The organism is Deinococcus planocerae, from assembly GCF_002869765.1.
GTDB lineage: Bacteria > Deinococcota > Deinococci > Deinococcales > Deinococcaceae > Deinococcus > Deinococcus planocerae.
Window position 1 is genome coordinate 1 of sequence record NZ_PNOR01000035.1, and the last position, 12243, is coordinate 12243.

The 12243-nt window shown below is 67.2% G+C and carries 26 protein-coding genes; all 26 read left to right on the forward strand.

All coding sequences use genetic code 11. The features are described from left to right. Positions 1 to 146, forward strand: a 146-nt coding sequence (locus A7B18_RS16875; RefSeq protein WP_483863808.1) for an EF-Tu C-terminal domain-related protein, incomplete at its 5' end; no start/stop codon positions are given. A 4-nt stretch (positions 147 to 150) separates the two neighbouring features. After that, a complete protein-coding gene (gene rpsJ / locus A7B18_RS16880) occupies positions 151 to 474 on the forward strand; it encodes a 30S ribosomal protein S10 (RefSeq protein ID WP_102127870.1) in 324 nt (107 codons plus the stop codon). Next, complete coding sequence (gene rplC / locus A7B18_RS16885; RefSeq protein WP_102127871.1) at positions 471 to 1094, forward strand: 50S ribosomal protein L3; 624 nt, start codon at positions 471 to 473, stop codon at positions 1092 to 1094. The genes rpsJ and rplC overlap by 4 nt, the downstream gene beginning before the upstream one ends. Before the next feature lies 1 nt (position 1095). Then, a complete protein-coding gene (rplD, locus tag A7B18_RS16890; RefSeq protein WP_102127872.1) occupies positions 1096 to 1737 on the forward strand; it encodes a 50S ribosomal protein L4 in 642 nt (213 codons plus the stop codon). Further along, positions 1734 to 2021 carry a 50S ribosomal protein L23 gene (locus A7B18_RS16895; RefSeq protein ID WP_102127873.1) on the forward strand — a complete coding sequence of 96 codons (288 nt, stop codon included), beginning with the start codon at positions 1734 to 1736 and terminating at the stop codon, positions 2019 to 2021. Before rplD ends, A7B18_RS16895 begins: the two co-directional genes overlap by 4 nt. Positions 2022 to 2034: 13 nt before the next feature. Next, entirely contained in the window at positions 2035 to 2868 is an 834-nt protein-coding gene (rplB, locus tag A7B18_RS16900) for a 50S ribosomal protein L2 (protein ID WP_102127874.1), read from the forward strand. A gap of 12 nt (positions 2869 to 2880) precedes the next feature. Beyond that, on the forward strand, positions 2881 to 3168 hold the full coding sequence (gene rpsS, locus A7B18_RS16905) for a 30S ribosomal protein S19 (RefSeq protein WP_019588638.1): 288 nt from the start codon (positions 2881 to 2883) through the stop codon (positions 3166 to 3168). Further along, positions 3165 to 3590 carry a 50S ribosomal protein L22 gene (gene rplV, locus A7B18_RS16910; RefSeq protein ID WP_102127875.1) on the forward strand — a complete coding sequence of 142 codons (426 nt, stop codon included), beginning with the start codon at positions 3165 to 3167 and terminating at the stop codon, positions 3588 to 3590. Before rpsS ends, rplV begins: the two co-directional genes overlap by 4 nt. Continuing rightward, the gene (gene rpsC, locus A7B18_RS16915) at positions 3590 to 4333 is read left to right on the forward strand and encodes a 30S ribosomal protein S3 (RefSeq protein WP_102127876.1); all 744 of its coding nucleotides are present in this window, start codon (positions 3590 to 3592) and stop codon (positions 4331 to 4333) included. The genes rplV and rpsC overlap by 1 nt, the downstream gene beginning before the upstream one ends. Next, on the forward strand, positions 4333 to 4758 hold the full coding sequence (gene rplP, locus A7B18_RS16920) for a 50S ribosomal protein L16 (RefSeq protein ID WP_102127877.1): 426 nt from the start codon (positions 4333 to 4335) through the stop codon (positions 4756 to 4758). Before rpsC ends, rplP begins: the two co-directional genes overlap by 1 nt. Continuing rightward, positions 4745 to 4972 carry a 50S ribosomal protein L29 gene (rpmC, locus tag A7B18_RS16925; protein ID WP_102127878.1) on the forward strand — a complete coding sequence of 76 codons (228 nt, stop codon included), beginning with the start codon at positions 4745 to 4747 and terminating at the stop codon, positions 4970 to 4972. Before rplP ends, rpmC begins: the two co-directional genes overlap by 14 nt. Beyond that, the gene (gene rpsQ / locus A7B18_RS16930; protein ID WP_102127879.1) at positions 4969 to 5253 is read left to right on the forward strand and encodes a 30S ribosomal protein S17; all 285 of its coding nucleotides are present in this window, start codon (positions 4969 to 4971) and stop codon (positions 5251 to 5253) included. Before rpmC ends, rpsQ begins: the two co-directional genes overlap by 4 nt. Next, positions 5250 to 5654, forward strand: coding sequence for a 50S ribosomal protein L14 (rplN, locus tag A7B18_RS16935; RefSeq protein ID WP_102127880.1), 405 nt, complete (start codon positions 5250 to 5252; stop codon positions 5652 to 5654). Before rpsQ ends, rplN begins: the two co-directional genes overlap by 4 nt. Further along, entirely contained in the window at positions 5654 to 6001 is a 348-nt protein-coding gene (gene rplX, locus A7B18_RS16940; protein WP_102127881.1) for a 50S ribosomal protein L24, read from the forward strand. Before rplN ends, rplX begins: the two co-directional genes overlap by 1 nt. A gap of 60 nt (positions 6002 to 6061) precedes the next feature. Beyond that, positions 6062 to 6601 carry a 50S ribosomal protein L5 gene (gene rplE, locus A7B18_RS16945; RefSeq protein ID WP_102127882.1) on the forward strand — a complete coding sequence of 180 codons (540 nt, stop codon included), beginning with the start codon at positions 6062 to 6064 and terminating at the stop codon, positions 6599 to 6601. 10 nt (positions 6602 to 6611) lie between these two features. Then, entirely contained in the window at positions 6612 to 6797 is a 186-nt protein-coding gene (locus A7B18_RS16950; RefSeq protein WP_102127883.1) for a type Z 30S ribosomal protein S14, read from the forward strand. A gap of 217 nt (positions 6798 to 7014) precedes the next feature. Next, positions 7015 to 7416, forward strand: coding sequence for a 30S ribosomal protein S8 (gene rpsH / locus A7B18_RS16955; protein WP_102127884.1), 402 nt, complete (start codon positions 7015 to 7017; stop codon positions 7414 to 7416). 58 nt (positions 7417 to 7474) lie between these two features. Beyond that, positions 7475 to 8032, forward strand: coding sequence for a 50S ribosomal protein L6 (gene rplF / locus A7B18_RS16960; RefSeq protein WP_102127885.1), 558 nt, complete (start codon positions 7475 to 7477; stop codon positions 8030 to 8032). Further along, positions 8032 to 8370: a 50S ribosomal protein L18 gene (gene rplR, locus A7B18_RS16965; RefSeq protein WP_102127886.1), complete on the forward strand. Its 339-nt coding sequence runs from the start codon at positions 8032 to 8034 to the stop codon at positions 8368 to 8370. Before rplF ends, rplR begins: the two co-directional genes overlap by 1 nt. Further along, on the forward strand, positions 8360 to 8896 hold the full coding sequence (gene rpsE / locus A7B18_RS16970) for a 30S ribosomal protein S5 (RefSeq protein ID WP_180970209.1): 537 nt from the start codon (positions 8360 to 8362) through the stop codon (positions 8894 to 8896). The genes rplR and rpsE overlap by 11 nt, the downstream gene beginning before the upstream one ends. Positions 8897 to 8907: 11 nt before the next feature. After that, positions 8908 to 9075, forward strand: coding sequence for a 50S ribosomal protein L30 (rpmD, locus tag A7B18_RS16975; RefSeq protein ID WP_102127925.1), 168 nt, complete (start codon positions 8908 to 8910; stop codon positions 9073 to 9075). Continuing rightward, positions 9072 to 9548, forward strand: a complete 477-nt coding sequence (gene rplO / locus A7B18_RS16980) for a 50S ribosomal protein L15 (protein ID WP_102127888.1) — start codon at positions 9072 to 9074, stop codon at positions 9546 to 9548. The genes rpmD and rplO overlap by 4 nt, the downstream gene beginning before the upstream one ends. A gap of 1 nt (position 9549) precedes the next feature. Then, positions 9550 to 10875: a preprotein translocase subunit SecY gene (gene secY / locus A7B18_RS16985; RefSeq protein WP_102127889.1), complete on the forward strand. Its 1326-nt coding sequence runs from the start codon at positions 9550 to 9552 to the stop codon at positions 10873 to 10875. 132 nt (positions 10876 to 11007) lie between these two features. Then, entirely contained in the window at positions 11008 to 11601 is a 594-nt protein-coding gene (locus tag A7B18_RS16990; RefSeq protein WP_102127890.1) for an adenylate kinase, read from the forward strand. A 161-nt stretch (positions 11602 to 11762) separates the two neighbouring features. Beyond that, on the forward strand, positions 11763 to 12005 hold the full coding sequence (gene infA / locus A7B18_RS16995) for a translation initiation factor IF-1 (protein ID WP_019588656.1): 243 nt from the start codon (positions 11763 to 11765) through the stop codon (positions 12003 to 12005). 124 nt (positions 12006 to 12129) lie between these two features. Beyond that, on the forward strand, positions 12130 to 12243 hold the full coding sequence (rpmJ, locus tag A7B18_RS17000) for a 50S ribosomal protein L36 (protein ID WP_102127891.1): 114 nt from the start codon (positions 12130 to 12132) through the stop codon (positions 12241 to 12243).

Consider the following 12243-nt stretch of genomic DNA (forward strand, 5'->3'; position numbering starts at 1 on the left):
GGGTGGAGATGGTGATGCCCGGGGATAACGTGACGTTCACGGTCGAGCTGATCAAGCCGATTGCCATGGAAGAGGGCCTGCGCTTTGCCATCCGCGAGGGGGGCCGCACCGTCGGCGCCGGCGTCGTTACCAAGGTCTTGGAGTAATCACATGGTCGCCCCGAAGATCCGTATCAAACTGCGTGGTTTCGACCACAAGGCGCTGGACCAGTCCGCGAGCAAGATCGTGGATACGGTTCGGCGCACCGGGGCGGACGTGAGCGGTCCCGTGCCGCTCCCCACCCGCATCCGCCGCTTCACGGTGCTGCGCTCGCCCTTCAAGTACAAGGACGCGCGCGAGCACTTCGAGATTCGCACCCACAACCGTCTGGTGGACATCATGAATCCCACCAAGAAGACGATTGATTCGCTGATGACCCTCGACCTCCCCACGGGCGTGGACATCGAGATCAAGACTGTCGGGGGCCGGGCATGACCAAGGGCATCCTCGGCACCAAGATCGGCATGACCCAGATCTGGCGCGGTGACCGGGCCGTGCCCGTGACGGTCGTGCTCGCCGGTCCCTGCCCCGTCGTGCAGCGCAAGAGCAAGCAGACGGACGGCTACGAGGCCGTGCAGATCGGCTTCGCGCCCAAGCAGGAAAAGCGCGTGACGAGGCCCCTGCTCGGACACTTCCGCAAGGCGGGCGTGTCTCCGGTGCGCTTCCTGCGCGAGTTCCGCGACTTCGCCCCCGAGGGTGACACCGTGAACGTGGACATCTTCGCCGCCGGCGAGAAGATCGACGCGACGGGCACGAGCAAGGGCAAGGGTTTCCAGGGCGTCATGAAGCGCTGGAACTTTCAGGGCGGTCCCGCGAGCCACGGCTCGAAGAAGTGGCACCGCCGCCCCGGGTCCATCGGCCAGCGCAAGACGCCGGGCCGCGTGTACAAGGGCAAGAAGATGGCCGGGCACATGGGCATGGAGCGCGTCACCGTGCAGAACCTCGAGGTCGTCGAGGTCCGCGCGGACGAGAACCTGATCCTCGTGAAGGGGGCCGTCCCCGGCGCGAACGGCGGGCTCGTCGTCTTGCGCCAGGCCGTCAAGGGAGGCAGGTAAGATGGCGCAGATCAACGTCATCGGTCAGAACGGCGGTCGCCTCATCGAGCTCGACCTGCCGGAAGTCAACCCCCACGTGCTGCACGAGGTGGTGAACTGGCAGCTCGCGGGTCGCCGCCGCGGCACGGCCAGCACCAAGACGCGCGCCGAGGTCAGCCGCACCGGCAAGAAGATGTACAGCCAGAAGGGCACCGGCAACGCCCGTCACGGCGACCGCTCCGTTCCCACCTTCGTGGGCGGCGGTGTCGCGTTCGGCCCCAAGCCCCGGAGCTACAGCTACACCCTGCCCCGCAAGGTCCGGCAGCTCGGCCTGGCGATGGCCCTCGCCGACCGCCAGAGAAGCGGCAAGCTCCTCGCGGTGGACGGCTTCGGGCTCGACGGCAAGACCAAGGGCTTCGTGCAGTGGGCCAAGGACAACGGAATGGACGGCGGCGAGCGCGTCCTCATCGTCACCGACGACGCGCAGACCCGCCTGGCAGCGCGCAACGTCGCGTGGGCGACCGTGCTGCCGGTCGCGGGCCTGAACGTGTACGACATCCTGCGCCACGAGCGACTGGTGATCGACGCGGTGGCGCTGGAACCCGCCCAGGACGACGTGCAGGCCGACCCGGCCAGTGCCCAGCAGGAAGGGGCCGCGCAATGAGTTTCTACGACATCATCAAGCAGCCCGTCATCAGCGAGAAGGCGTACGCGGGCATGGAGCGCGGGGCGTACTCGTTCTGGGTCGACCCCAAGGCGACGAAGACCGAGATCAAGGCCGCCGTGCAGCAGGCGTTCGGCGTGACCGTGATCGGCATCAGCACCATGAACGTCGCGGGCAAGCGCAAGCGTGTGGGCAAGTTCACCGGTCACCGCGCGGACCGCAAGAAGGCCATCGTGCGCCTCGCCGAAGGACAGACCATCGCGGCCCTCGAGGCCCTGGCCTAAGGAGAGACTGAACATGGCCGTCAAGAAATACCGCCCGTACACCCCGTCGCGCCGCCAGATGACGACGGCGGACTTCTCGGGCCTGACCAAGAAGCGCCCCGAAAAGGCGCTCACCACGCCCCTCCCCAAGACGGGCGGGCGCAACAACCACGGTCGCGTGACCAGCCGCTTCATCGGCGGCGGGCACAAGCGCCTCTACCGCATCATCGACTTCAAGCGCCGCGACAAGGCGGGCGTGAGCGCCAAGGTGGCCGCCATCGAGTACGACCCCAACCGCAGCGCCCGCATCGCCCTGCTGCACTACGTGGACGGCGAGAAACGCTACATCCTCGCGCCCGAGGGCCTGACGGTCGGTCAGAGCGTGAACGCGGGGCCCGAGGCGGAGCCTAAGCTCGGCAACGCCCTGCCGCTGCGCTTCGTGCCGGTCGGCGCGGTGGTGCATTCGGTCGAGATGGTGCCCGGCAAGGGCGCGCAGATCGCCCGCAGCGCCGGAACCTCGATCCAGGTGCAGGGCAAGGAGCGCGACTACGTGATCCTGCGCCTGCCCAGCGGCGAACTGCGGCGCATTCACAGCGAGTGCTACGCGACCATCGGAACCGTGGGCAACGCCGAGCACAAGAACATCGTGATCGGCAAGGCGGGGCGCAGCCGCTGGCTGGGGCAAAAGCCCCACGTGCGCGGCAGCGCGATGAACCCGGTTGATCACCCGCACGGCGGTGGTGAGGGACGCACCGGCGCGGGCCGCCAGCCCGTCAGCCCGACGGGTCAGCTCGCCAAGGGCCTGAAGACCCGCAAGAAGCGCAAGATCAGCGACCGCTTCATCATCTCCCGCCGTGCCGGAAAGTAAGGAGGGTAAGCAATGCCCCGCAGCCTGAAGAAAGGGCCGTTCGTGGATGACCACCTCCTGAAGAAGGTGGACGCCCAGAACGAGCGCCGCGACAAGCGCGTCATCAAGACGTGGAGCCGCCGCTCCACCATCGTGCCCGAGATGATCGGCCACACCATCGCGGTTCACAACGGCAAGCAGCACGTGCCCGTCTTCGTGAACGAGCAGATGATCGGCCACAAGCTCGGCGAATTTTCACCGACCCGCACCTACCGCGGGCACGGCGCCGACAAGAACGCCAAGGGGAGCAAGAAGAAATGACTGCCCCCACCGAACAGACCTTCCGCAACAAGAAGGAGCGCAAGCAGCAGGTCAAGCTGCGCCGGCCCGGCTACGCCGTGGCGCGGTACGTGCGCATGAGCCCGCGCAAGGTGCGCCTCGTCGTGGACGTGATTCGCGGCAAGAGTGTCGCCGAAGCCGAGGATCTGCTGCGTTTCATCCCGCGCGCGGCCTCCGAGCCCGTCGCCAAGGTTCTCAAGAGCGCCAAGAGTAACGCCGTGAACAACGACGAGATGCTCGAAGACCGCCTCGTGATCAAGGCGGCGTACGTGGACGCCGGGCCGACCCTCAAGCGCCTGATTCCCCGCGCCCGCGGCAGCGCCAACATCATCAAGAAGCGCACGAGCCACATCACGATTATCGTGGGTGAGCGCGAGGCCCGCAGCGGCAGGGGGAACAGATAATGGGCAACAAGATCAACCCGAACGGCTTCCGCCTGGGCATCACCCGGGGCTGGAACAGCCGCTGGTACGCCGGGAAGAAGGGGTACGCCAAACTCGTCAAGGAAGACGAGAAGATTCGCGCCCTGGTGACCCGCAAGCTCGCCGCCGCCGGCATCGCCCGCATCGAGATCGAGCGCGCGGGCCAGCAGGTCAACGTGATCATCAGCGCGGCCAAGCCCGGCATCGTGATCGGCAAGGGCGGCGAGAGCATCAAGCAGCTTCGCGGTGACATCGAGCGGGTCGTCAGCGCGGGCACGGTGGCCGTCAACGTCGCCGAGATTCCCAACCCCAACATCAGCGCGCCCCTGGTGGCCCTGCGAATCGCCGAGCAGATTGAGCGCCGCTTCGCCTTCCGCCGCGCGATGAAGCAGGCTGCCCAGCGGGTGATGGAGTCCGGCGCCCGCGGCGTGCGCGTGATCCTCTCCGGTCGCCTCGGCGGCGCCGAGCAGGCCCGCACCGAGAAGGTGCTGGAAGGCCGCGTGCCGCTGCACACCCTGCGCGCCGACATCGACTACGGCACCGCCCGCGCCGAGACGACCTACGGCTCGCTGGGCATCAAGGTGATGGTGTTCAACGGCGAGGTGATCGGCGGCAAGACCGAGACGCTCGCCCGCCCGCCCCGCCGCAACGACGAGCGCCGCCCTGAGGGTGACCGTCCGAACCGCCGCCGCCCGACCGCGCGGCGCCGCCCCGGAGGTGAGTGATGCTTCTTCCGAAGCGCACCAAGTTTCGTAAGCAGTTTCGTGGCCGGATGACCGGCGACGCCAAGGGCGGCGATTACGTGGCCTTCGGGGACTACGGCCTCATCGCGCTGGAGCCCGCCTGGATCCGCAGCAACCAGATCGAGGCGTGCCGCATCGTGATGAGCCGCCACTTCCGGCGCGGCGGCAAGATCTACATCCGCATCTTCCCCGACAAGCCCGTGACCAAGAAGCCCGCCGAGACCCGAATGGGCAAAGGTAAGGGTGCTGTGGAGTTCTGGGTGAGCGTCGTGAAGCCGGGCCGCGTGATGTTCGAGGTCTCCGGCGTGACCGAGGAGCAGGCCAAGGAGGCCTTCCGCCTCGCCGGGCACAAGCTCCCGATCCAGACCAAGATGGTCAAGCGCGAGGTCTACGATGAAGCCCAGTGAAATGAGGGGCCTGGGGCTGGCCGACTTCGACCGCGAGATCGCCGCCCGCAAAAAGGAACTGATGGAGCTGCGCTTCCAGGGCGCGATGGGCAACCTCGCCCAGCCGCACCGCGTGCGGCAGCTCCGGCGCGAGGTCGCTCAGCTCAACACCATCAAGGGTGAGCTGACGCGCGGCCAGCAGACGGGAACCGTATCCGTAGGAGAGGGCCGATGAAAAAGACTTTCACGGGTGTCGTGGTGAGCGACAAGGCCGACAAAACGGTGAGCGTCAAGGTCGAGCGCCGCTTCACGCACCCCCTGTACGGCAAGGTCGTGACGCGCAGCAAGAAGTACGCCGCGCACGACGAGACCAACGAATACAAGATCGGTGACCGCGTGGAGATCATCGCCGTGCGCCCCATCAGCAAGACGAAGACCTGGAAGGTCACGAGGCTGGTCGAGCGCCCGCGCGGCATCGAGACTACGGCGGTCGAGACCGAAGGGAGCCAGGCATGATCATGCCCCAGTCCCGCCTCGACGTGGCGGACAACAGCGGCGCGCGCGAGATCATGTGCATCCGCGTGCTGAACAGCGGCATCGGCGGCAAGGGCCTGACCACCGGCGGCGGCGGCAACAAGCGCTACGCCCACGTGGGGGACATCATCGTCGCCTCGGTCAAGGACGCGGCCCCGCGCGGCGGTGTCAAGGCGGGCGACGTGGTGAAGGCCGTCGTCGTGCGGACGAGCCACGCGATCAAGCGCGCGGACGGCTCGACCATCCGCTTCGACAAGAACGCCGCCGTCATCATCAACAACCAGGGCGAACCGCGCGGCACCCGCGTCTTCGGGCCGGTCGCCCGCGAGCTGCGCGACCGCCGCTTCATGAAGATCGTGTCGCTCGCGCCGGAGGTGCTGTAATGCCTCTTCCCAGTGCCGGAAGCCACCACAACAACAAGCTCCACGTCAAGAAGGGTGACACCGTGGTCGTCTTGCGCGGCAAGCACAAGGGCCAGACCGGTAAGGTGCTGCTCGCGCTCCCCGAGGCCGCCAAGGTCGTCGTCGAGGGCGTGAACCTCGTGACCAAACACGTCAAGCCCTCGGCGAGCAACCCCCAGGGCGGCATCGAGCAGCGCGAGGGCGCCATGCACGCGAGCAAGGTCGCGCTCGTGGACCCCGAGACCGGCAAGGCCACCCGCATCCGCAAGACCGTCGTGGACGGCAAGAAGGTCCGCGTCGCCGTGAAGAGCGGCAAGGTCATCGACTGATTCAGGGCCACGCCTGAGGCGTGATCCCGGGCGACCCCGACCGCCCGAAGAAAGGCACCCATGCAGACCCTCAAGACCAAGTACAACGAGCAGGTGCGCCCCGCGCTGATGGGGCAGTTCGGTTACAGCAGCGTCATGGCCGTCCCGCGCATCGAGAAGATCGTGGTGAACGAGGGCCTGGGCTCCTCCAAGGAGGACAGCAAGGCCATCGACCGGGCGGCGCGCGAGCTCTCGCTCATCACCCTGCAAAAGCCCATCGTCACCAAGGCGAAGAAGAGCATCTCCAACTTCAAGCTCAGGCAGGGAATGCCGGTCGGCATCAAGGTCACGCTACGCGGCGAGCGCATGTACGTGTTCCTGGAGAAGCTGATCAACATTGGGCTGCCGCGCATCCGCGACTTCCGCGGGATCAACCCCAACGCCTTCGACGGGCGCGGGAACTACAACCTGGGCATCAAAGAGCAGCTGATCTTCCCCGAGATCACCTATGATATGGTCGACAAGGTGCGCGGTATGGACATCACCATCGTCACGACCGCCAAGACCGACGAGGAAGCTCGCGCGCTGCTCCAGGCGATGGGTCTCCCGTTCCGCAAGTAAGGACAAGCTTATGGCGAAGACCTCGAAAGTTGTGAAGGCGGAGCGCGGCAGCAAGTTCGCCGTGCAGAACTACAACCGCTGCTCCCGCTGTGGCCGTGCGCGCGCCTACTACCGCTTCTTCGGCCTGTGCCGCATCTGCATCCGCGAGCTGGCCCACAAGGGCGAACTGCCCGGCGTAAAGAAGAGTAGCTGGTAAGACCGGCTTCCGCCCGCCCAGCCCCACCTGGATACGAACCGCCCGCCCCGTGAGGAGGCACTTTGGGTGGTGATCGTCCGGGAGACGGGAAGGACCCAACAGAAGAAAGGGCTTGCCTCGGCTTAAAAGAGGTAGGACCGCGTTCTTCGGGAAGACTCGGGAGGTTGCACCACGCGGCCTCCCCCCCGCCCGGGGCCACCGCGCCCCCGGAGGAACCATGCTGAGTGATCCCATCGCCGACATGCTCACGCGCATCCGCAACGCGACGCGCACCTACAAGGAGAGCGTCGACATCCCGGCCTCCAAATTCAAGGAGGAACTCGCCAAGCTCCTCGTGCGTGAAGGGTACGTCGCGGGCGTCGAGCGCGTCCGCCCCGAGGGCCAGAAGTTCGACGTGCTGCGCGTTACGCTCAAGTACGGCCAGAAGCGCGAGCAGGTCATCAAGCACATCGAGCGCATCAGCCGCCCGGGCCGCCGCGCCTACGTGAGCGCCGACAACCTGCCCCGCATCCAGCGCGGGCTGGGCGTCGCGGTCGTCTCGACCAGCAAGGGCCTGCTGCCCGACCGCGAAGCCCGTCGTCAGGGCGTCGGCGGCGAAGTCATCTGCGTCCTCTGGTAATCGCTCCATCCCCTGAACACGGGGCTCCGCCAACGGACCCCGACACTTAAGGAGACCCATGTCACGTATTGGCAGACAACCCATCGCCGTGCCCAGCGGCGTGACCGTGAACGCCGACCCTGGCCTCTTCCGCGTCAAGGGACCCAAGGGCGAACTCACCGTGCCCTTTAACTCCGAGCTGAGCATCCGCAACGAGGACGGCCAGCTCCTCGTCGAGCGGCCCAGCGACCGCCAGGAGCACCGCGCCCTGCACGGCCTGACCCGCACGCTGGTCGCCAACGCCGTCAAGGGTGTGAGCGACGGCTTCACCATCAACCTCGAACTGCGTGGGGTCGGCTACCGCGCCCGCCTGGTCGGCAAGAACCTGGAGCTGACCATCGGCTTCAGCCACCCCGTCGTCATCGAGCCGCCCGCCGGAGTCACCTTTGCGGTTCCCGAGCCCACCCGCATCGACGTGAGCGGGATCGACAAGCAGCTTGTGGGTCAGGTCGCCGCGAACGTGCGCAAGGTGCGTAAGCCCGACGCCTACCACGGCAAGGGTGTGCGTTTCGTCGGCGAGCAGATCGCCCTCAAGGCCGGCAAGGCCGGCGCCACGGGCGGGAAAGGGAAGAAGTAATGGCGAACCTGACCGCAGAGCGCCGCAAGCTGCGCGCCCGCCGCAAGGTGCGCGTGGCCGCCGGGGAGCGCCCCCGCCTGAGCGTGTTCCGCTCCAGCAAGCATATCTACGCCCAGATCATTGACGACTCGACCGGCACCACCTTGGCCGCCGCGAGCAGCAGCGCCGTCAAGACGGGCACCAAGACCGACACCGCCGCCGCCGTGGGCCGCGCGCTGGCCGAGGCCGCCGCCGCCAAGGGTGTGAGGCAGGTTGTCTTCGACCGTGGGGGGTACAAGTTCCACGGACGGGTAAAGGCGCTCGCGGACGCGGCGCGGGAGGGTGGCCTTGACTTCTAACCGTCGAAACGACCGTGAGCGCGAGACGAGCGAGTTCGAGGAGCGGATGCTCTTCGTCAACCGCACGTCCAAGACCTACCAGGGTGGCCGCCGCTTCCGCTTCGCCGCGCTCGTGATCCTCGGGGACCGCAATGGCCGCGTGGGGATGGGCATCGGTAAGGCGAAGGAGGTGCCCGTCGCTATCGAGAAGGCGAAGGCCATCGCGCGCAAGAACATGATCCAGGTGCCCGTGGAGAACGGCACCATCCCCCACGACATCGTGGGCGCGAACTCGACGAGCCGCGTGCTCCTCAAGCCCGCCGCCCCCGGCACGGGCGTGATCGCGGGCACCGTGCCCCGCTCCATCGCCGAACTCGCGGGCATCACCAACATGCTGTCCAAGGAACTCGGCAGCCGCAACAAGGTCAACGTGGCCTACGCGGTGTTCGACGGCCTGAAAAACCTCCGCACCGCCAAGCAGGTGCGCGCCATTCGCGGCATCGCGGCCCCGGCGGCCCAACCGGCCCAGGTGGGAGGTGCCCAGTGACCGCCCAGACCGTGAAGATTACCTTGAGGCGCAGCGTGATCGGTCGCCCCAAGAACCAGGTCGAGACCGTCAAGGCGCTGGGCCTGCGCAGGATCGGCGACAGCCGTGAGCTGACGGCGACTCCCGCCATCCGCGGCATGATCAAGACCGTGGAGCACCTCTTGGAGGTGGAAGCGTGAAACTGCACGAACTTACCCCCGCGCCCGGCAGCCGCAAGCCCAAGAAGCGCGTGGGCCGCGGCCCCGGCGGCACCGACAAGACCGCCGGGCGCGGACACAAGGGCCAGAAGGCGCGCAGCGGCGCGGGCAAGGGCCAGTTCTTCGAGGGTGGCCGCTCGACGCTGATCAGCCGCCTGCCCAAGCGCGGCTTCAACAACGTCGGCACGACCTACGAGGTCATCAACCTCTCGCAGCTCGCCGCCGTGGAGGGTGACACCCTCGACCGCGCCGCGTTGGAGCGGGCGGGCCTGGTGCGCCGCAAGAACCGTCCCCTCAAGCTCCTCGCCCGGGGCGAGGTGACCCGCGCCGTGACGGTCCACGTGGATGCCGCGAGCGAGGCCGCCATCCAGGCGGTGCAGGCGGCGGGCGGGCGGGTCGTCCTGCCTGACAACGCCACGGACGCGGGCAGCGAGAACGCCGAGCAGGCGGGCTAACATGCTGCGCGCCTTCCGTGACGCGTTCCGGATTCCGGACCTGCGGCGGAAGATTGTCTTCACCCTGCTGCTGCTCGCCGTGTACCGCCTCGGGAGCACCATCCCGACGCCGGGCGTGAACACCGCAGCCCTCGAACAGGCCACCTCGGGTGGCCTTTTCGGGTTGATCAGCCTGATCTCGGGCGGCAATCTTTCGCAGTTCTCGATCTTCGCCCTCGGCGTGCTGCCGTACATCACGGCGAGCATCGTGATCCAGCTTCTGACCACGACCGTTCCCACCCTGGAAAAGCTCAGCAAGGAGGGCGAGGAGGGTCGCAAGAAGATCAACCAGTACACCCGCTACGCCGCCGTGGGACTCGGGACGTTGCAGGCGCTGTTCTTCTCGCTCTACATCACCAGCAATCCGGCCTTCATCGCGGTGGGCTGGGACCCCGGCCTGTTCACGGTCCTCGTGATGGTGCTGACCCAGGTGGCGGGCATCGCCTTCACCCTCTGGATCGGCGAGCGCATCACCGAGGTCGGTGTCGGCAACGGCATCAGCCTGATCATCACGGCGGGCATCATCGCCAACTATCCTCGCGAGATCGCGGCGACCGGGCAACTTTTCCGCACCGAGCAGGTCTCCCTGCTCCAGATTCTCGCCTTCGCCGCCGTCATCCTGGTGACCATCGCGGGCATCGTGTACGTGTACCAGGGCGAGCGCCGGGTGCCCGTCACCTACGCGCGGGCACGGGGCGGGGCTCCGGGCGGCGCGGCGCGCAACCTGGGTGGGCAGGCGACCTGGCTCCCTATCAAGGTAAACCAGGCGGGCGTGATCCCGGTGATCTTCGCCTCGGCGATGCTGATCATCCCCAACCTGATCGGCAGCTCCACCGCGACCCGTGCGCCGGGGGTCAACGCCTTCATTCAGACGTACCTCACGCCCGGGGCGCCATGGTACCTCGCGCTAGAGGCCCTGCTGATCTTCGGGTTCACCTACCTGTACAACAGCGTGCAGTTCGATCCCCGGCGCATCAGCGAGCAACTGCGCGAGGCGGGGGGCTTCATTCCCGGCGTGCGTCCGGGGGCGCCGACTGCCGAGTACCTGGGCGGAATCAGCGGTCGCCTGAGTTTCTGGGGCGCGATCTTTCTGGTGATCCTGACGGTCGTCCCGCAGATCGTGCAGCGCCTGACGGGCATCACGACCTTCCAGTTCAGCGGCACGGGCCTCCTGATCATCGTGGGTGTGGCGCTCGAAACCCTCAAGCAGCTCGAAGCGCAGCTCACGGTGCGGCGCTACGACGGTTTCATCAGCAAGGGCCGGATTCGCGGACGCCTGAACAACTGAGAAGACCTCGACCTGAGCCGCTCACCCGCGTGGTGGGCGGTTTTTTGCGTTACCCGGGCACGGACAAGGCTGGGCAGGAACGTGCGCTCTTTCACCCTCCGGCCCTATGCTGTACACCCACAGGAGGCAGCAGTGACGCAACGCAAGAACAAGGTCGTGATCTTTCTCGGCCCGCCCGGCGCGGGCAAGGGGACCCAGGCCGAGCGCCTCGCCCGCGAGGGGGGTCTGACCAAGATCAGCACCGGGGACATCCTGCGCGACCACATGGCGCGCGGCACCGAACTCGGCGAGATGGTAAGGCCCATCTACGACGCCGGACAGCTCGTGCCCGACGAGATCCTGATCGCCCTGATCCGCGACCGCCTCGCCGGGATGGAGCCTGTGCGCGTGATCTTCGACGGCTTTCCCCGCACGACCGCGCAGGCCGAGGCCCTTGACATGCTGCTCGAGGAACTGGGCACCCCGGTGAGCGCCGTGCCCCTCCTCGAGGTCCCCGACGGGGTGCTCATCGAGCGCATCGTGGAGCGCGGGCGGCAGGCGGTCGCCGCCGGGCAGACGCCCCGCGCGGACGACACCGAGGAGGTCGCCCGCAGGCGCCAGCAGGTCTACCGCGAGCAGACCCAACCGCTGATCGACTACTACGGGGCGCGCGGCCACCTTCGACATGTGGACGGGGTGGGCACGATGGACGAGGTGTACAGCCGGATCACGGGGACGATGCCCTGAGGGGGAAGAGCCGAGGACGTGGGGAGGCCCAAGGCCCGCGTCTCCGGCTCTCCCCAGATGTGCTGCCCGAACTGTAACCCGCGCTTGCCTCCCGCGCAGAGGGCGTGCTAACTTCCCCTTTGGCTTGTATCAAGCCTGGAGGTTGCGTGGCGAGACGAAAGATGCCGGAACAGCGGGAGAAGCGCAAGAAGGAAGAGTCCGACACCGTGCGGGCGGAGGGCGTGGTCGAAGAGGCGCTGCCGAACACCACGTTCCGGGTAAAGCTCGACACCGGGCACGACATTCTGGCGTACATCAGCGGCAAGATGCGCATTCACTACATCCGCATCCTGCCGGGGGACCGTGTGGTTCTGGAGATCAGCCCGTACGACACGTCGCGCGGGCGCATCGTCTACCGCAAGTAGGCCGACAGGCACGGGTACCCAACAGATTCCCCGAGAAGGCCAGCGTGCCGGGATGGGGGGGTCGAGCGCTGCCGGGCGCGCCACCATGATGGGTGGGGACGTGAGGCGGCTGCGAGGAGGAAGCATGAAAGTTCGCAGCAGTGTCAAGAGGATGTGCGACAACTGCAAGGTGATCCGCCGCCACGGGCGCGTGGTGGTCATCTGCACCAACGTCAAGCACAAGCAGAGGCAGGGCTGA